Annotated in this window: 17 protein-coding genes; 4 read left to right on the forward strand and 13 right to left on the reverse strand. The window is 67.8% G+C overall.

Annotation, left to right across the window (positions count from 1 at the left end; genetic code table 11):
• Window positions 1-8: 8 nt before the first annotated feature.
• From IPU70_RS05935 to ogt, 4 genes are all read right to left on the reverse strand, one after another.
• Window positions 9-989, reverse strand: a complete 981-nt coding sequence (locus IPU70_RS05935; protein WP_207465723.1) for a tripartite tricarboxylate transporter substrate binding protein — start codon at window positions 987-989, stop codon at window positions 9-11.
• A gap of 109 nt (window positions 990-1,098) precedes the next feature.
• The gene (locus tag IPU70_RS05940) at window positions 1,099-2,184 is read right to left on the reverse strand and encodes a tartrate dehydrogenase (RefSeq protein ID WP_207465725.1); all 1,086 of its coding nucleotides are present in this window, start codon (window positions 2,182-2,184) and stop codon (window positions 1,099-1,101) included.
• 207 nt (window positions 2,185-2,391) lie between these two features.
• Window positions 2,392-3,357 carry a DUF3829 domain-containing protein gene (locus IPU70_RS05945; protein WP_207465727.1) on the reverse strand — a complete coding sequence of 322 codons (966 nt, stop codon included), beginning with the start codon at window positions 3,355-3,357 and terminating at the stop codon, window positions 2,392-2,394.
• A 73-nt stretch (window positions 3,358-3,430) separates the two neighbouring features.
• Complete coding sequence (gene ogt, locus IPU70_RS05950; protein ID WP_207465729.1) at window positions 3,431-3,979, reverse strand: methylated-DNA--[protein]-cysteine S-methyltransferase; 549 nt, start codon at window positions 3,977-3,979, stop codon at window positions 3,431-3,433.
• A gap of 149 nt (window positions 3,980-4,128) precedes the next feature.
• Between ogt and IPU70_RS05955 the strand changes: the two genes are divergently transcribed.
• Window positions 4,129-5,574, forward strand: coding sequence for an AlkA N-terminal domain-containing protein (locus tag IPU70_RS05955; RefSeq protein ID WP_207465731.1), 1,446 nt, complete (start codon window positions 4,129-4,131; stop codon window positions 5,572-5,574).
• Between the two features lie 13 nt (window positions 5,575-5,587).
• Here the strand turns inward: IPU70_RS05955 and IPU70_RS05960 are convergent, their stop codons facing one another.
• The 9 genes from IPU70_RS05960 to IPU70_RS06000 form a co-directional block, all read right to left on the reverse strand.
• The gene (locus IPU70_RS05960) at window positions 5,588-6,493 is read right to left on the reverse strand and encodes a LysR family transcriptional regulator (protein WP_207465733.1); all 906 of its coding nucleotides are present in this window, start codon (window positions 6,491-6,493) and stop codon (window positions 5,588-5,590) included.
• Window positions 6,494-6,542: 49 nt separating this feature from the next.
• On the reverse strand, window positions 6,543-7,025 hold the full coding sequence (locus IPU70_RS05965; RefSeq protein ID WP_013395853.1) for a YajQ family cyclic di-GMP-binding protein: 483 nt from the start codon (window positions 7,023-7,025) through the stop codon (window positions 6,543-6,545).
• Between the two features lie 79 nt (window positions 7,026-7,104).
• Window positions 7,105-7,893: a heme ABC transporter ATP-binding protein gene (locus IPU70_RS05970; RefSeq protein ID WP_207465735.1), complete on the reverse strand. Its 789-nt coding sequence runs from the start codon at window positions 7,891-7,893 to the stop codon at window positions 7,105-7,107.
• Window positions 7,890-8,888 carry an iron ABC transporter permease gene (locus IPU70_RS05975; protein ID WP_207465737.1) on the reverse strand — a complete coding sequence of 333 codons (999 nt, stop codon included), beginning with the start codon at window positions 8,886-8,888 and terminating at the stop codon, window positions 7,890-7,892. Before IPU70_RS05975 ends, IPU70_RS05970 begins: the two co-directional genes overlap by 4 nt.
• Window positions 8,872-9,705 carry a hemin ABC transporter substrate-binding protein gene (locus IPU70_RS05980; protein ID WP_207465739.1) on the reverse strand — a complete coding sequence of 278 codons (834 nt, stop codon included), beginning with the start codon at window positions 9,703-9,705 and terminating at the stop codon, window positions 8,872-8,874. The genes IPU70_RS05975 and IPU70_RS05980 overlap by 17 nt, the downstream gene beginning before the upstream one ends.
• Window positions 9,706-9,723: 18 nt before the next feature.
• Window positions 9,724-10,770: a hemin-degrading factor gene (locus tag IPU70_RS05985; RefSeq protein ID WP_207465741.1), complete on the reverse strand. Its 1,047-nt coding sequence runs from the start codon at window positions 10,768-10,770 to the stop codon at window positions 9,724-9,726.
• An 81-nt stretch (window positions 10,771-10,851) separates the two neighbouring features.
• A complete protein-coding gene (locus tag IPU70_RS05990; RefSeq protein ID WP_371818869.1) occupies window positions 10,852-13,470 on the reverse strand; it encodes a TonB-dependent hemoglobin/transferrin/lactoferrin family receptor in 2,619 nt (872 codons plus the stop codon).
• A 112-nt stretch (window positions 13,471-13,582) separates the two neighbouring features.
• Complete coding sequence (locus tag IPU70_RS05995; RefSeq protein WP_207465745.1) at window positions 13,583-14,596, reverse strand: FecR domain-containing protein; 1,014 nt, start codon at window positions 14,594-14,596, stop codon at window positions 13,583-13,585.
• Window positions 14,575-15,084 carry a sigma-70 family RNA polymerase sigma factor gene (locus IPU70_RS06000; RefSeq protein ID WP_207465748.1) on the reverse strand — a complete coding sequence of 170 codons (510 nt, stop codon included), beginning with the start codon at window positions 15,082-15,084 and terminating at the stop codon, window positions 14,575-14,577. The genes IPU70_RS05995 and IPU70_RS06000 overlap by 22 nt, the downstream gene beginning before the upstream one ends.
• Window positions 15,085-15,221: 137 nt before the next feature.
• Between IPU70_RS06000 and IPU70_RS06005 the strand changes: the two genes are divergently transcribed.
• The 3 genes from IPU70_RS06005 to IPU70_RS06015 all read left to right on the forward strand — a co-directional run bounded on the left by IPU70_RS06005 (window position 15,222) and on the right by IPU70_RS06015 (window position 17,538).
• Window positions 15,222-15,689, forward strand: a complete 468-nt coding sequence (locus tag IPU70_RS06005; protein WP_013395861.1) for a CopD family protein — start codon at window positions 15,222-15,224, stop codon at window positions 15,687-15,689.
• Window positions 15,690-15,832: 143 nt separating this feature from the next.
• On the forward strand, window positions 15,833-16,693 hold the full coding sequence (locus IPU70_RS06010; protein ID WP_013395862.1) for a hypothetical protein: 861 nt from the start codon (window positions 15,833-15,835) through the stop codon (window positions 16,691-16,693).
• A 155-nt stretch (window positions 16,694-16,848) separates the two neighbouring features.
• Window positions 16,849-17,538: a YafY family protein gene (locus IPU70_RS06015; RefSeq protein ID WP_207465750.1), complete on the forward strand. Its 690-nt coding sequence runs from the start codon at window positions 16,849-16,851 to the stop codon at window positions 17,536-17,538.
• Window positions 17,539-17,605: the final 67 nt, after the last annotated feature.

The following is a 17,605-nucleotide window of genomic DNA, read 5'->3' on the forward strand; positions in this document are numbered from 1 at the left end:
CGCCGCGCTCAGTTGATCGCGACCTTGGCGTCCTTGACCAGCTTGGCGTAGTTCTCGGTGTCCGTGCCGATGCGCGCCTTCATCTCGGTGGGCGTGTCGCCGATCGGCACCGCGCCGATCTCCGCCATCCGCCGCGAGAAGTCGGGCGAACGGATGATCTTGACCATCTCGGCGTTCAGGCGCGCCACCACGTCCGCGGGCGTGGCCGCCGGCGCCAGCACGCCGAACCAGGTTCCCATGTTGAAGGGCTTGAGGCCAGCCTCCTCCATGGTGGGCACGTCGGGCAGCGCGGCCGAGCGCTGATTGGTGGTGACGGCCAGCGCGCGCAGCTTGCCGCTCTGGATGTGCGCAAGCACCGGCGTCACGGTATCGAACGACATGTCGATCTGGCCGCCCAGCAGGTCGGTGGTCAAGGGGCCGCTGCCCTTGTAAGGGACGTGCAGCAGCTGCACATGCCCTTCCTTTTCGAACTGCGCGCCGATCAGGTGTTGTCCCGTGCCCATGCCGTTTGAGCCATAGGTCAGCTTGCCCGGCTGGCCTTGCGCCAGCTTCAGCAGGGCCTGCACGTTCTGCGCCGGCAGCTTGGGATTGACCACCAGCACGTTGGGCACCAGGGCCACCGTGGTCACCGGCGCGAAATCCTTCTGGAAGTCGTAATGCAGGCTCTTGTAGACGCTGGTGGCGATGGTGTGGTGCACGGCGCCCATCAGCAGCGTGTAGCCGTCGGGCGCGGCCTTGGCCACGTAGTCCGCGCCCAGGGTCGAGCCCGCGCCGGGCTTGTTCTCCACCACCACCGGCTGGCCCAGGGTCTTGGCCAACTCCTGGCCCAGCGCACGCGCCAGCACATCGGTGGTGCCGCCGGCCGGAAACGGCACGACCAGGTTCACGGGCCGGACGGGGTAGGTCTGCGCCTGCGCGCCGCCGGCCAAGGACAGGCCAGCCAGGCAGGCCAGCGCCAGGACGCGCGCGGGTATGGTTCTCTTGTGCATGCTTGTCTCCTCGGTACGAATGGAATTCGCTTCTTGTCGTGGAGCCCGGAGCCGGCCTGGGATCTTGCGCCCCGGTCCCGCTACGGGCCTGCTTCGGGCCAGCTTTCGTCTATGCGGCCCGGACCCTGGCCGCGGCCGCCAGCTTGGCGCAGACCGCCGCCGTGACCTGCTCGGTGGTGGCGGTTCCGCCCAGGTCGCCCGTATGCAGCGACGGATCGGCGGTCACGCTTTCGATCGCCTGCATCAGCCGCGCGGCGGCCTGCGTTTCGCCCAAGTGCTCCAGCAGCATGACCACGGACCAGAAGGTGCCGACCGGGTTCGCCAGGCCCTTGCCCATGATGTCGAAGGCCGAGCCGTGGATCGGTTCGAACATGGAGGGATAGCGGCGTTCGGGATCGATGTTGCCGGTGGGCGCGATGCCCAGGCTGCCGGCCAGCGCCGCCGCCAGGTCGCTGAGGATGTCGGCATGCAGGTTGGTGGCGACGATGGTGTCCAGCGTGGCCGGACGGTTCACCATGCGGGCGGTGGCGGCGTCGACCAGTTCCTTGTCCCAGGTCACGTCCGGGAACTCGCGGCTGACCTCCACGGCGATCTCGTCCCACATCACCATGGCGTGGCGCTGCGCGTTGGACTTGGTCACCACCGTCAGCAGCTTGCGCGGACGGGATTGCGCCAGCTTGAAGGCGAAGCGCAGGATGCGCTCGACGCCGGCGCGGGTCATGATGGAGACGTCGGTCGCGGCTTCCAACGGATGGCCCTGGTGCACCCGGCCGCCCACGCCGGAGTACTCGCCTTCGGAGTTCTCGCGCACGATGACCCAGTCCAGCTGGTCCGGCGCGCAGCGCTTGAGCGGCGCGTCTATGCCCGGCAGGATGCGCGTCGGGCGGACGTTGGCGTACTGGTCGAAGCCCTGGCAGATCTTCAGCCGCAGGCCCCACAGGGTGATGTGGTCGGGAATATGCGGATCGCCCGCCGAACCGAACAGGATGGCGTCCTTGCCGCGCAGCGCGTCCAGGCCGTCGGCCGGCATCATGACGCCATGCTGGCGGTAATAGTCGCCGCCCCAGCCGAAATCCTCGAATTCGAAGCTCAGGCCGCCGTCCCGGGCCAGTTCCTGCATGATGCGCTGTCCGGCGGGAATCACTTCCTTGCCGATGCCGTCGCCGGGGATGGTTGCGATGCGATAGGTCTTCATGGGCCGACTGGGCTCCTTGCTGGTGAGATGCTGTCGGCACTGTACTGACGCCTGCGGACGGCGGGCGCCGTGGAATTCAAAACATCTTTTACCTGGAGTTGAAGGTGAAATGCGCAGGCGCCGATTTGAACGCGCAAATAAAACAGCGCCCGCATGGGGCGCTGTTTCGGGCCGCGGCCATGTCGCGGCCGCTGGCGGGCGCTGCCGTCAGCAGCGGCCGACGTTCAAGGTAGAGATCATGTTGTTGAAGTTCTGGCGCAGGCTGCCGGCGTCCATCTCGATGGTGAGGCGGATCATCTTGAATGCGCCAGTGCGCGCCGCTTCTTCCTTGTAGCGGCCGCTGCTGGTGTTTTCAAGGATCTTGCGGCCGGAAGCCAGGAAGCTGTTGACGTTCATCATCATGCTGGAGCAGCCCTTGGGATCGGCCTCGCGGGTCTTCTTGTCAAAGCCCAGCGCCATCTCGTTCATCTTGTCCAACTCCTGCTTGAACGCCTCCTGGTCGACGCCCAGGCCCGTGCCGTCGAACACGCCCGACGCCTTGTCCATCGTGGCCTTGCCGTAATAGACCAGGCCGGCGCGGTAATAGGCGACCGTGTCCTTCTCGGCCTTCTCGAACGCTGCCTTGGTATTGGCCGTGTCCCTGATGGAAATGCCGCGATAGAAGCCGTTTTCGGCCTTCACCACTTCGGTCAGCGCCGCGACGTAGGCCGGGCTCTTCTCGTGCGCCAGCGCGCCGTTGTCCGACAGGAAAGTCTTGGCTGCCGCGTAGTTCTGCAATTCGTTGCTCAGCGGCGCCAGCTTGCCCAGCGCGTCCGAAAATTCCTTGGCAGGCGCATCGATCTCGGCAATCGGCGTCTTCATCGCCAGCGCGCCGTCGAGTTTTTCCTTGGTGCGCAGGATGCTGGAATCGTTGCTGATGGAGAAATCCTTGAGCGGTTTGCCATCCTTCAGCGCCGGGACGACACGCGTCTGGTAGCGGTCCAGCGCCTCTTCGAAAGTCGTGGAGAGGCCATTGGCGGTGTCGACGTACTGGTTGTACTTGATGATCTCGGCCTGGGCGGTGGTCGGCTCGGACGCTTTCGCTTCCTTCTTGGCGCTATCGTCGCCACACGCGGCAAGCGCCAGCGTGACGGCCAGAACGGCGGACATGCGCAAGGGGCGCGGCATAAACATCTTTGTTTCCTGTTGCGGGTTGCTCTGAAGGGGACGGATGATATGCCTTTCAGATGCTTAACACGCTACAAATCTATTCAGCCCTGTCACAAGAATTTTCAAGCCATCTCTGCTCGTGATCGAGCAGCCAGCGCTTGCGATGCAGCCCCCCGCCATAACCGGTCAGGGAAGCATCCGCGCCCACGATGCGGTGGCAAGGCACGACGATGCCGATGGGATTCGCCCCGTTGGCCGCGCCCACCGCGCGCACGGCCGCGGGACGCGCGATGCGCTGCGCCAACGCGCCATAGCTGACCGATTGGCCGCCCGACACTCCCCGCAACGCCCGCCACACCTCACGCTGGAAGTCGGTGCCGCCGGTGGCCACGTCCAAGGCGTCAATGGCGCGCACGTCGCCGTCGAAATAGTCCAGCAGCGCGCGCCGCGCGGGCGAGGCCTGGGCGGCATCGCGCAGCTCCACGGCCTGGTTGCGGTATTGCCTGCGCAGCAGCAGATGCATGCGCGATTCGTAGTCTTCCCAGTCCACCGCCCGCAAGCGCTGCTGCTCGTCGCTCAGGACCAGCATCAGGCCGATGGGCGTGGGAACGCGTTCAAGAAAGAAGGCCTGGATTCGGGTGGACATCGGGCTGGCTCCTGCGGCGGTGATCAATGGGACCAATATAGGCGCGGACGCGAAACTTGCGCTGGCGGTTTTCGGACAGGAATGCCGCATCCACAACACTGTCCGAAAACCGCTAGATCCGGCGCCCGCCGCGGCGGTAGCATGATCCCATGGACCTGAACCACGACACCTGCTACAGCGCCATCCAAGTGCGCGACGCCCGTTACGACGGCCGCTTCTTCACTGCCGTGAAGACCACGCGCATCTATTGCCGCCCGGTGTGTCCGGCGCGCACGCCGCTGTCGAAGAACGTGGCGTTCTACGCCACCGCCGCGGCGGCGCAGGAGGCCGGCTACCACCCTTGCCTGCGCTGCCGCCCGGAAACCGCACCTGAACTGGGACCTGGGCATGAGCTGCCGGACAGCGTGGCCCGCGCGCTGCAACTGATCGAACTGGGCGCATTGGACGAAGACGGCGTGGACGTGCTGGCGCAGCGCCTGGGCGTGGGCGAACGCCAGCTGCGGCGCCAGTTCCGCCAGCACCTGGGCGCTTCGCCCGTGGCCGTGGCGCAGACGCGGCGCGTGCTGCTGGCCAAGCAGCTGATCCACGAAACCCGGCTGCCGATGGCGGAAATCGCATTTGCCTCGGGCTTTGGCAGCATCCGCCGCTTCAACGAGATCTTCCACGACCTGTTCGCACGCGCCCCCGGAGACCTGCGGCGTTCCGGCAAGCCCGAGGTGTCCGCGGCGCAAGAAGGCGAGATCAAGCTGCTGCTGCGCTACCGTCCGCCCTACGACTGGGACGCGATGCTGGGTTTCCTGCGGCTGCGTGCGATCCCCGGCATTGAGCAGGTCACGGAGGACAGCTATGCGCGCACCGTCCTGCTCGACGGCCACCAAGGCACGGTGACGGTGCGCCCGGGCCGCGGCGATGCGCTCGAAGCCACGGTGCGCTTCCCCCGGCTGCAGGCGCTGCCGGCCATCATCGCGCGCCTGCGCCGCGTCTTCGACTTGGCCAGCGATCCAGTCGCCATCGCCGCGCAATTCGCCAGCGACCCTATCATGACCGAGCTGATCCGAGCGCGGCCCGGCCTGCGCGTGCCCGGGGCCTGGGACGGCTTCGAGCTGGCCATGCGCGCCGTGCTGGGCCAGCAGATCACGGTGGTCGCGGCCATCCGCCTGGCAGGCAAGCTGGTGGCCGCGCACGGGGCGGCGATGGCGCGTCCCGAAGGCGGGCTGACGCATGTGTTTCCCTTGCCCGAAGCCGTGGCGGCCGCCGAGCTGGCGCCGCTGGGCATGCCGCGCAGCCGCGCGGCGACCTTGTCGGCAGTGGCCGCGGCGGCGGTGGCGGACAAACATCTATTCGATGCGGCCGGCGGCCTGGAGGACGCGGTGCTCCGGCTGCGCACCATACGCGGCGTGGGGGAATGGACGGCGCAATACATCGCCCTGCGCCAGTTGCGCGAGCCGGATGCGTTCCCGTCCGCCGACATCGGGTTGATACGGGCGCTGGAGAAGCTGGAATCACGGGCCTACACGCCCGCGCAATTGCTGGCCCGCGCCGAGACGTGGCGGCCCTGGCGCGCCTACGCGGCGCAGCACCTGTGGTCGGCCTGAGCCGGGCCGTGTATCACCACCGGCTGTCCGCGCCTTTCCTGAAATACGCCACCAGGAAGTCCACGAACACCCGTACCTTGGCGGACAGGTGGTGCCTTTCCGGAAAGACCGCGTAGATGTCGGCTTGCGGCAAGGCGTAGTCTTCCAGCACCTGCACCAGCCTGCCACTGCGCAGATAACGGGCCAGGTCCCATTCGGCGCGCTGCAGGATGCCCAGGCCGGCCAGGCCCCAGGTCAGCGTCACTTCGCCGTCATTGCTGCTGAGATTGCCGCGCACCTTCACGGTCTCGCTGCGGCGTCCCTTGGTAAAGCGCCACAAGCCGTACGCGGCTTCATTCTGCCGCAGCACGATGCACTGGTGCCGCGCCAGGTCGTGCGGCGTGACGGGAACACCATGGGTCTTCAGGTAGCCCGGCGATGCGCAGACCAGGCGCCGGTTCGGCGCGATCTTGCGGGCGATGAGGCGGGTGTCGGGCAGGTCGCCGAAGCGCACCGCCACGTCGAAGGCGTCCTGCACGAAATCCGCCGGGCTGTCGGTCAGCTGCAATTGCAGCGACACCTCGGGATAGGCCTGGGCGAATTCCGCAATCGCGGGCGCGATGTAGCTGCGGCCGAACCCCAGCGGCGCGTTGACCTTGAGCAGGCCGCGCGGACTGTCCTGGCGGCTGGCGATCAACTGGTCCAGGTCCTCGATCTCGCCCAGGATGCGGCGGGCGCTCTCCAGGTAGACCTCGCCTTCGGCGGTCAGGCTCAGGCGCCGCGTGCTGCGGTTGACCAACCGCACGCCCAGCCGCGCCTCGATCTGGGCCAGTCGCTTGCTGACCGCGGCCGGCGTGACGCCGAGCTCGCGGGCAGCAGCGGACATGCCGCCGGCGCGCACCAGTTCGACCACCAGCTGCAACTCATTGGAATGTCCCATGGCCCCCCTCGAGGTCGGCAGGGCGCCGCGCGCCCTGGCGCGGGGCGGATCAGTCGCGGAAGTTCTCGAACTGCAGCGGCAGATCGACGTCGGTCTTCTTCAGCAGCGCGATGGCGGTCTGCAGGTCGTCGCGCTTCTTGCCGCTGATGCGCAGCTTGTCGCCGTTGATCTGCGATTCCACCTTGAGCTTGGCGTTCTTGATGGCGGCGATGAGTTTCTTGGCCACCGGCTGTTCGATGCCCTGCTTGATGGTGACCTTCTGGCGCGCGCCGCCCAGGTTTTCGAGAGGATCGGCCACATCCAGGCAGCGAACGTCGATGCCGCGCGCCGACAGGCGGCCGCGCAGGATGTCCAGCATCTGCTTGAGCTGGAACGCGCTGGAAGCGACCTGGGTCACGACAAATTCGTCGAGTTCGAACTTGGCCTCGGTGCCCTTGAAATCGAAGCGGGTGGCCAGTTCGCGGTTGGCTTGGTCGACAGCGTTGGAGAGTTCGTGTTTGTCGACTTCGGAGACGACGTCAAAAGTAGGCATGACACGGGGTCCTGTTGGGTAGATGTTGAAAAAGGCGATTACCAGCGTATCGCCTATTTTACCGGCCCCACAGCCCGCGTCACGCCATCAGCACCAGAAGGCGGCCGGCTTGCAGGGGATGCGGAATCACCTGCGCGTCGATGCCGTAGGCCAGATACAGATTGGCCGGCGTCAGGACCTCCGCCGGCGTGCCTTGCGCAATGCCGCGCCCGCCGCAAAGCAGCAGCAGGCGGTCGCACCAGCGCGCGGCCAGGTTCATGTCGTGCAGGATCACCAGTACGCCCGTATGGGCGCTGTGGGCCAGTTCCCAGGCGCGGCGCAGCAAATCGCCCTGATGCTTGGGATCCAGGCTGGCGGTGGGTTCGTCCAGCAACAGGTAGCGCGGCTCGCCCTGCCCGCGCGCGGCATGGCACTGAACCAGCACGCGGGCGAACTGCACGCGCTGCTGTTCGCCGCCGGACAACTCCGGATAGCGCCGTCCCGCCAGATGCGCCGCATCGGCCTGGCCCAGCGCCTGCGTCACCAGTTCGTCCACCGCCTGCGGCGGCAACTCCGGGAACGGATAGGCACCCATGGCAACCACCTCGCGCACGCTCAGGTCGAAAGTCAGCCCGGGCTTTTGCGGCAGCACGGCGCGCTGGCGAGCCTGCTGCCGGTGCGGCAGCGCGGCGAGCGGCGTTGCGCCCAGGCTCAATTGGCCGGCATCAGGGGCCAGTTCCGACGACAGCGCGCCCAGCAAGGTGGATTTGCCGGCGCCGTTGGCGCCCAGCAAGCCCACTACTTCTCCGGGCCGGATGTCCAGCGACACATCGGTGAGGATGCGCGCGCCGCCGCGGCTCACGGTCAGATTCTGTGCGGAAAGCGTCATCCGATCCTCCGTCCGCGCGCCAGCAGCCACAGGAAGAACGGCCCGCCGACCAGACCGGTCACCAGGCCGATAGGCAGTTCCGCCGGCACGACCACGGTGCGGGCCAGCCAATCCGCGAGTATCAGCGCCAACCCTCCCGCCAGAATGGTGGCGGGCAGCAGCCAGCGGTGGTTGGCGCCCAGGGTCATGCGGACCAAATGCGGCACCACCAGCCCGACGAAGACGATGGTCCCCGTGGCGGCGACCAGCGGCCCGACGATCAGCGCGCTGGCCAGCACCAGCCGGGCCCGCACGCGCTTGAGCGTGTAGCCCAGGTGCTGGGCCTCGCGCTCGCCCAGCAGCAAGGCGTTCATGACGCGCCACTGGCTCATCAGCCACAGGCTGACCAGCAGCACCCATGGCCCCAGGAACGACAGCACTTTCCAGTTGGCGCCCCCCAGGCTGCCCATGTTCCAGAAGGTCAGGTCGCGCAGTTGCGCGTCGGTGGCGACGAAGGTGAACAGGCCGATCAGGCTGAACGCCATGGCCGTGATGGCCACGCCCGCCAGCAGCAGCCCGGCCACGCCCGGCACGCGCCGGCCCACCGCATAGGCGCAGAGCGTGGCGACCAGGCTGCCGGCGAAGGCCGAAGGCGCGGTGATCCAGAAGCCGCCGGATGTCAGCACGATGGCGGCCACCGCGCCCAGCGCGCCGCCGGCCGATATGCCGATCAGCCCGGGCTCGGCCAGCGGATTGCGGAACAGCGCCTGCATGGCCGCGCCGGATACCGCCAGTCCGGCGCCCGCCACCAGCGCGAACAGGACGCGCGGCAGGCGGATGTCGATCAGCACGTTGCGCCACAAGGCGTTTTCCGGCGTCGGCGCGCCCCACAGCAGGGAGGGCAGTTCGCGCAAAGGGATCGCCACCGCACCGTTGGCGGTGGCGGCCACCACCGCGACCGCCAAGGCCGCGGCGAGCAAACCCAATGCCAGCGGCGCGCTAACGCGCCATGACATGCGCGACCTCCTGCTTGAGCTGGGTCAGCGCCAGCGGCAGGCGCGGCCCCATCCCCAGGATGAGCAGGTCGTCCATGACCACGATCCGCCGCTTTGCGGCGGCCTGGGTGGACGCGATGCCGGGCATGCGCAGGAAGGCTTCCATGCCGCCGCCCGCGTCCAGCGACGCCTGCGTGACCACGATCAGGTCGGGCGCGAGCGCGCCCAAGGCTTCGGCCGACAGGGGCTTGTAGCCCTGCTGGTCTTGCAGCACGTTCACCAATCCCGCCAGATGCATGACTTCGTTGGCGGCGGTATCGCGGCCAGCGCCTTGCGGCGAGCCCGTGCGGTTGATCAGCAGCAGGGCCCGCGCGCGCGTCGCGGGCACCGCCTCGGCGCGCGCGAGTTCACGCGTGACCTCTGCCACCATGCGTTCGCCCGCGGGCGCCACGCCCAACGCGTCGGCAATGCCGCGGATGCGCGACTTGAGCGAGTCCACCGACGGCGCGTCCGACACGGTGACGACCCGCAAGCCGACATCCGCCAGGCGCTTGAGCGCATCCGGCGGCCCCGCCTGCTCGGACGCCAGCACCAGATCAGGCTTGAGCGACAGCACGCCTTCCACCGGCACGGCCCGGTAGTAGCCGACGCGCGGCAGCTTGGTCGCGGCCTCGGGATAGAGGCTGGAGAGATCGTCTCCCACCAGCTTGTCGCCCTGCCCCAGCTGATACACGATTTCGGTCACGCTGCCGCCCAGGGTCACCACCCGGGTGGGCGGCGCGGCGTGCACGCTGAGCGCGAATGCCCAGCCCGCCGCCATTGCCAGCCATTTTTTCATCGCTACGTCCTTATGGAATCAGGCGGCCAGCGGCACGCTGCACAAGCCGGTCATCAGTTCGCGCCAGCCGGCCAGTTCCGGCTTGCCCGGCTTGCGTTCGCCGAAGAACTGCGCGATCAGGTCGCCGGTGGCGGAATACAGCTCCAGCGAGGTGACCCAGCCGTCCGAGGTCGGTTTGTTCACCACCCAGGCCGAGGCGATGGCGGTGGTGTCCAGATGCAGGTTGAACTTCGGGTCCAGCACGTTGTACCAGGGGCCGGTGCGGCGCAATTGCTGCACCGGGCCGGTATGGATCTGGATCATGCCGCGGTTGCCCACGAAGCACATGATGGACAAGCCGGACTGCGCCGCGGATTCCAGCATGCGCTCGACAGCGTCGGCCGGCACCTGCTGTGCCAGGTCCTCGCCCGCAGCCACCAGCGCGGCCAGGCGCGACACTTTGAACTTGCGCAGCAGAGGGAAGAATTCATGCGTGTCCTGCATGCCCAGCCAGGCCTCGCGCCATTGCGCGCTGTCCTCGACCCGGTCGGCGTCGGCGGCGGGCGCATAGGGCTGGGTTTCCGGCCATTGCGCCTCGCCCGCGAACTTCGCGACCAGGGCGTCGTAGGCGGCCGCGTCGGTAGCCTCGGTACGGTAGACCTTGTGCACCGCCACGCCCGCGCCGTCAAAGAACTGCAGGCTGTGGCGGCCGTCCTGCTCGACCGCCCAGGCCGACTTCCAGGACGTGAAAAAGACGCGCAGGTCGATGTCCGGCCCCAGCACCAGGCCTACCGGACCTTCGGCCTGGATGTCCTCATACACGCCGTGACGCTCGTGCACACACCAGTCGTTGCGCGTCAGCGCCATGACCGGACCCAGCGTACCCAGTTCGCGGAAGATCTCCTGGGGCGTGCCGTGCAGGGCCGCGGCCTTGAGGCCGCCGCATTCCGCCGCCACCCATTCGGCTTCGGACACGCCCAGCGCCTGCGCCAGGTTGCGGGCGCGCAGCTTGGGTTGCGAGGCCGCCAGCGCGTCGTTGCGGGCGCGCAGTTCCTGGGCGCGGGACGTGAAATCGGTATTGCTCATCGTGAGGCCCTCCGGCCGTTGCTAAGGTTTGCGTAGACCGCCGCCGCTCCAGTATCGACCGGACCGGCGGCGGGGTCTGGATCAATACTGGTATGTCAGTGAGACGCGCAGGCTGCGTCCCGGTTCCGTGTACCAATCGACCGGACGCGGAATGGCGATGGCGCCGGCGGTCGGCACATTGATGGCCTCCCAGTACTTCTTGTCGAACAGGTTGAAAACGCCTGCCTGCACCTGCAGCCCCTTCACCGCGGCCGGCCGCCAGTAGCCCATCAGGTCCACCACGCCATAGCCGGGCGCCTGGAAGTCGGCATTGCGCGCCGTGGCCGTGGGCTCGGGGTACTCGACCTTGTTGCGCTTCAGGGCGGTGGTCAGCATCGCGTCCACGCCCCACACGTCGCGGCCGTAGCCCAGGCCCAGCACCGCCTTCAGCGGCGCCACCGAGTTCAGGTACTGCCCCGTCCCTTCATCCTTGCCCACGGCCCACGCCAGCGAGCCCCAGGTGCGCCAGCCCGGCGAGAACTTCCAGTGCGCGCTGGCTTCGGCGCCATAAATGCGCACCTTGGCGCGGTTGACGTTGCCGGTCACGCCCAAGGGATACTGGCCGGCCCAGCCCGGCTGCCACTGCGGCGACGATGCGTTCAGCGGCACGTCGCCATCGATGAAATTCTGGTAGCGGTTGTCGAACAACGATACCGCGCCGCCCAGGGAATCGGAACCGATCTTGGCGCCCAGCTCCCAGCCCTTGCTGGTTTCGGGCTTCAGATAGGGATTACCCACGCGCAGGTAGGTGCCGGGGCCGCCGTAGTTGGTGTAGAGCTGCGTCGGGCTGGGCGCCTTGAAGCCGTAGGCGTACTGGGCGTAGAGGCTCAGTTCTTCCGCGGCCTTCCAGGTAGCCAGCAGCTTGGGGGAGAAACGGCTACCGCTGTTGGATGGCGGCAGCGCGCCCGCGTTCGGGTTGCTTTCGTAGCTGGCGGTGGACTGCGGCTTCTGCTCGTAGTGGTCGTAGCGCAACGCCGGCATGATGGTGTAGCGGCCGTCGGCGAAGCTGAATTCGTCCTGCACCCACAGGGCCCATTGATTGCCCTTGGACTGCGGCACGTCGGCCTGGTTGGTGTGCAGCATGTCGCACAGGCGCGGGCCCATGGGCGCCGGCGTGCCGGAGGGAATCGCGGGGCAATTGTCGTAGCCGCTGGAGTACTGCTCGGTCTTGTTGCCGTACCATTCCGCGCCCGCTGTCCAGAGCTGCGACACGGTCGCGCCGGCCAGGCGTTTCGTGACTTCGGCATTGGCGCCGAACATGGTCTGGCGAATGGAATTGCTGCGGCCATAGGGGCCGCTGGGATAGCCGTAATAGTAGGGATCGCCGGGCCTGGCATAGGCGCGGGAATCGACGCTGCGCACGCCGCTCAGCGAGCTGTCCAGCTGCAGGCGCTGCCAATAGACGACCGCGGTGGCCGTGTCGATCAGGCTGCCCTCGCCGGGCGCCTTGTACGAGTAGTCGAAGGACACGCGCTGGCGCTCGGTTTCCTTGCGCGTGCTGTTCTCGCCGTAGAGATAGCTGGTGCCCGCGCCCTGCTCGAACATATTGTCGATGTCGGCATTGCGCTTGAAGTACTCGCCCGTCAGGCCGAAGCGATGACCGCCTTCGACGCGCTGCTGCAATTTCAGCAGGAAGCTGCGCTGATCGTAGTCTTCCGGGCTGGGCTCGCTGCGCTTGGAGCCGTAGCCGCCCACGTCGGCGCGGTTGTCCAATGCGTGGCCGTTGCGCACGCCGGCCTGCACCAGCCAGAACGTGTTGCTGTGGATCTGGCCCGCCAAGGCGGCATTGGCGCCCCAGCTGCTGTCTGCCGTGTCGTAGTCGGTCTTCGCCAACGCGCCGAAGGTCTTGCCGTCGGTCAGCAGGTCCGAGGGCTGCAGCGTGTACAGGTCCGCGATCCCGGAAATCGCGCCGGAGCCGCCGCCGCTGGCGTCGGCGCCGCGCACGATGTCCAGCCGCGACAGGCTGTTGAAGTCCACCGCCTCCAGGCCGCCCTTCAGGCCGCGCGCGCCGTCGTCCAGCCACGGCAGGCGGATGCCGTCCACGCGCGTCAGCACGCGGTCCTGGTCCAGGCCGCGGATGTTGATGCTGTTGGTCGTGCGGTTGAAATTCACGCCGGGTTCGGCGCGCTTGCCGAAGTCGCTCCAGTTCCTGACTTGCAGGTCGTCCAGGCGCTTGCGGTCGGTGCTGGTTTCCCAGGCTGGCGCGACCGGCGCACCGTCGCCATCCACCTGGACCGGCGCCAGCTGCGTCACGTCCGCGGCCGTCACCGCCTGCAGCACATAGACCCGGGCGCTGCGCTCCTGCACGCCCAGGCCGCTGCCGGCCAGCAAGCGCGCGAAGCCTTCATTCACGGAATAGACGCCATCGAGACCCGCCGTACGGCGCTGTCCCACCAGCGCCGCATCGAACAGCACGGTCACGCCCGCGCTGTCGGCAAAGCGCGGCAGCGCCTCGGCCAGCGCGCCCGCCGGAATCCGATAGCCGCGCGCCTGCGTCTGCTGCGCAGACTGGGCCCATGCGCCGCTTGCAGGCAGCAAGGCGGCGGACAAGGCGGTCAGCGCCAGCGCGGCATGCACGGCGGCAGCTATGCGGGTCATGCGGCATTGCAGGCCTCGGGCGGGTCGGGAGCCGCTTGCGCGGCTGGCGGATAGGTAAGCCATGGTCGTCCTTTCGATCCAAACGGTGTCGGCATTCGTTTGCCTCTACAGACCATGACCCTCGTGAAATCCGAATCGGACAGCTGGCCCTCCAGTTTTTTGTAACAGCGCGGATTCAGGCCTCGGCGGCCGCGCGCGCGGTGATCGTCACCCAGTACGGCGTGCGGTAGCGCACCTGCACCGGCAAGGTCGCGGGCAGCGCCGCCAGGACCGCATCGGTGTCGCGCACCTGGAACGCGCCCGAGATGCGCAGGTGCGCGGCTTCGGGATCGCAACGCAAAATGCCGGGGCGGTAGCGGCCCAGTTCCGCCGCGAAGGCGTCCAGGCGCATGCGCTGGGCGTACAGCACGCCGCGCTGCCAGTCGCTGGCGTGCGGATCGGCGGGAGACGGCGGCGACACGCCCCCGGCCGTCAGGCCGCTCTGTTCGCCAGCCTCCAGGCTGACCAGGCCGCGCGGCTGCGCGGCGCTGCCAACGCGGACCCGCCCTTCCTGCACGCTGACCCGGCACAGCCCGCCTTCCTGGCGCACACAGAAGCGCGAGGCCTGCGCCTCGATATCGCCCAGGCTGGTGCGCACCACGAACGGGCGCGCCTGCGGCGCCGTGTCGGCCACGGCGTGCACCGCGATCTCGCCCGCGCGCAGGCGCAGCAGGCGGGCGGTGGAACTGAACATCACGTCGACGGCGCTGGCCGTGTTCAGCAGCAGCGTGGAGCCGTCCGCCAAGGCCACTTCGCGCCGCTCGCCCGGCGCGCTGCGATAGTCCGCGGTCCAGTCCAGCGGATCGGCGCGCCAGGCGGCCCAGCCCACGGGCCCGGCCACCACCAGCGCCACCAGCGTCTTGAGCGCGGCGCGGCGGTTCCTGAGTTCGGGCCGGTTCAAGGTCGCCATGCCCAGCGCCGCCGGAATCAGCCCGAAACGATCGTTCACGCGTTGCGCGCGCTGCCAGGCATGCTCGTGCTCGGCCTTGCTGGCGCGCCACAGTGCACAGGCGCGCTGGTCGGCATCGGTGGCGCGGCCGGAACTCAGCCGCAGCAGCCAGCGCGCGGCCTCGCGCGCCACACTGCGTTCGACGGCGGGCAGTTCGGGCGCCGCCTCGGCCGGTGCGCTCAGATCGATGCCATGATGCATTGCTCGAATCCCTTGGCGATGTAGCGGTGGACGGTGCGCAGCGATACGTTGAGGCGGGCGGCGATCTCGCCATGGCTCAGCCCTTCCAGCTGCGCCATCAGGAATGCCTGGCGGGCCGGCAGCGACAGCCCCGCCAGCATCTCGTCGATTTCCTGCAGCGTTTCCAGGATGATCAGGCGCTGCTCGGCCGAGGGCGCCAGGGCCTCTGGCATCAGCGCCAAGGCTTCCAGGTAGGCCTGCTCCACCGAGCGCCGCCGGTGGTGGTTGAGCAGCAGGCGCTTGGCGATGGTGGTCAGATAGGCGCGCGGCTCGCGCAGAGCGTCCAGTTCATGGCGGTGGCGCAGCACCCGCACGAAAGTATCCTGAGCCAGGTCGGCCGCGTCGAAGCTGTTGCCCAGCTTGGCGCGCAGCCAGCCGTGCAGCCATCCATGGTGAGCGCGGTACAACAGGTGGACGTTGTCGCTGGCGGCGACCGCGGGATTCGGCACGGAGGGGCTCCCTGAACTAACAATCACAAATAGAAATCAATCTCATTCTAAATGCAAAACCATGATTCCGGTCAAGTCCGCGCGCCGCGCTTGACGGGGATATGATGGGGACGGATTCCTCCCTACAGGCCTGCCCCATGTTCTACGCCGCGCTCAAATTCATCCACCTGATGGCCGTGATCCTCTGGGTCGGGGGCATGCTGTTCGCGCACTGTTTCCTGCGGCCGGCGGCCGCGCAGTTGGAACCGCCAGTCCGGCTGCGGCTGATGGCGTCGGTGCTGGGTCCGTTCCTGAATGCCGTGCTGGCGGCCATCCTGCTGATCCTGGCGACCGGCGCGGCGATGATCGGCCAGGAAGCCAGCCAGGCGGCGCAGACCGGCGGCGCCTTCTTCATGCCGCGCAGCTGGACCCTCATGGCCTCGGGCGGCCTGGTCATGACGGCCATCTACGCCTATATCCGCTTCGTGCTCTACCCGCAGCTGCGGGCGGCGGTCGCCGCATCCGCCTGGCCGCAGGGCGGGCAGGCCATGGCCGGCATACGCCGCTGGGTCGGCATCAACCTGCTGCTGGGCATCGCCATCGTGGCCATCGTCTTTCTGGTGTAGGCGGATATCAGCCGCCGGGCGCCAGCTATCGGGCATGCGCAGGCTGGTATCGGAATTCTTTTGCTTGGTGCAATACGCAGTACATCCGCGCTGGCCACACTGCGGATGACTCTCGCGGGCCTACACAAACAAAAGGAATTTCCATGATCAAGCGTGTCTTCCAACTGGCCGCCCTCGGCCTGTTCGCCTCCGCCTCGGCCGCGCATGCCGCGGCCCCCATCGACAACAGCGCCCTGGACAAACCGGAATTCCGCGAGCACAAGGCCACCTACGGCGTGGTCTACCGCCTGCCCCAGGACGTCAATGCCATCCTGGACGCCAAGATCAACGCCACGCTGAAGGCCGACCTGCTCAAGCTGGGCCTGAAGACCGAAGCCGAAACGCCCAACATGCCGCACGTGACGGTGGTGCACATCCACAGCGCCGACCCGCAAACGCCCGCCCGCATGTTGAAGGCCCTGCCCAAGCCGCCGGCCCCGCTGCAGGTCACGCTGAAGAACTTCTATCCGACCGAAGCCGCCAAGGGCGCGGGCCATCCCTGGTGGCTGGACCTGGGCGTGGTCAAGAGCGGCCAGGGCTTCGAAGACATGATGCGCTACAACACCGTCGCCACCGCCGCCCTGGCGCCGCTGCGCGACGGCCCGCTGCCGCGCGTCACCGGTCCGGTCTACGCCAAGATGGGCGATGCCGGAAAGGACCTGGTCAAGACCATGGGCGTGAGCGGCGTGAACATCATGCAGGACGGCAAGGAAGTGCGCGCGCACAACCCGCACACCACGCTGGTCTACAGCATGGCCTTGTACGACACGCGCCTGCAGGACGCCATGAAGCAGGAGTCCGACAAGTTCAACGCCGTGCTGCCCGACGGCATCAACACCACCTTCAAGGACGTCTCCATCGTCGAAATCGGCTTCGCCGGCAACGTGGTGCGCGAGATCTACCGCGTCAGCCTGGAAGACGGCTCGGCCATCGACGTGGCCACGGGCAAGAAGGTCGGGTCCTAAACGCCAGCTGCGGGAGCGGCCTCGCCGTTCCCGCTATAAAGTTCCAACGTACCGACGAGCGGCGCGCAGCATGAAAGCGCGATCCGCTGATCGCTGCGGCCCCTGATGCTGCCATTTCGTGGCAGCATTATGGATCCGCCATCTCCGCCCGTCCCATGTCCCGCACCGAACGCCTCCTGGGCCTGCTGCAGACCTTGCGCTGCCATCGCCGCCCCGTCAGCGGCCGCCAGTTGGCCGCCGACCTCGGCGTCAGCATCCGCACGCTGTACCGCGACATCGCCACCCTGCAAGCGCAGGGCGCCGAGATCGAGGGCGAGCCGGGCGTGGGCTACGTGCTGCGGCCCGGCTTCATGCTGCCGCCGCTGATGTTCAGCACCGAAGAGATCGAGGCATTGGTGCTGGGCACCCGCTGGGTAGCGGACCGCGCCGACCCGCGCCTGGCGCAGGCCGCGAGCAATGCCTTGGCCAAGATCGGCGCGGTGCTGCCGGGAGAGCTGCGCGACGGACTGGATGCGATACCGCTGCTGGTCGGCCCCAGTTCGATGCGGGTGATAGATCGGGTGGACCTGGCGCTGATCCGCCACGCCATACGCTGCGAACAGAAAATCGACATCACCTACCGCGACGACAAGGGCGCCGATTCCGCGCGGGTGATCTGGCCGTTCGCGCTGGGATTTTTCGATAGTGTGCGCATCGTCATGGCCTGGTGCGAACTGCGCCAGGATTTCCGCCATTTCCGCACCGACCGCATCGCCACCTTGACGCCCGGCCCGCGCTATCCCAAGCGCCGGCATGCCCTGCTCAAGGAGTGGCGCGCGATCGAACATACGTCCAAGAAATGCTGATGCAAGCTACTGCCAAAAACTGACAGTACCCCTGTCTAAGATGAGCGCGTCTACCACCCGGAGCGCA

Origin of the sequence: Achromobacter sp. SD115 (assembly GCF_017355315.1) — a bacterium.
Lineage (GTDB): Bacteria > Pseudomonadota > Gammaproteobacteria > Burkholderiales > Burkholderiaceae_B > Achromobacter > Achromobacter xylosoxidans_B.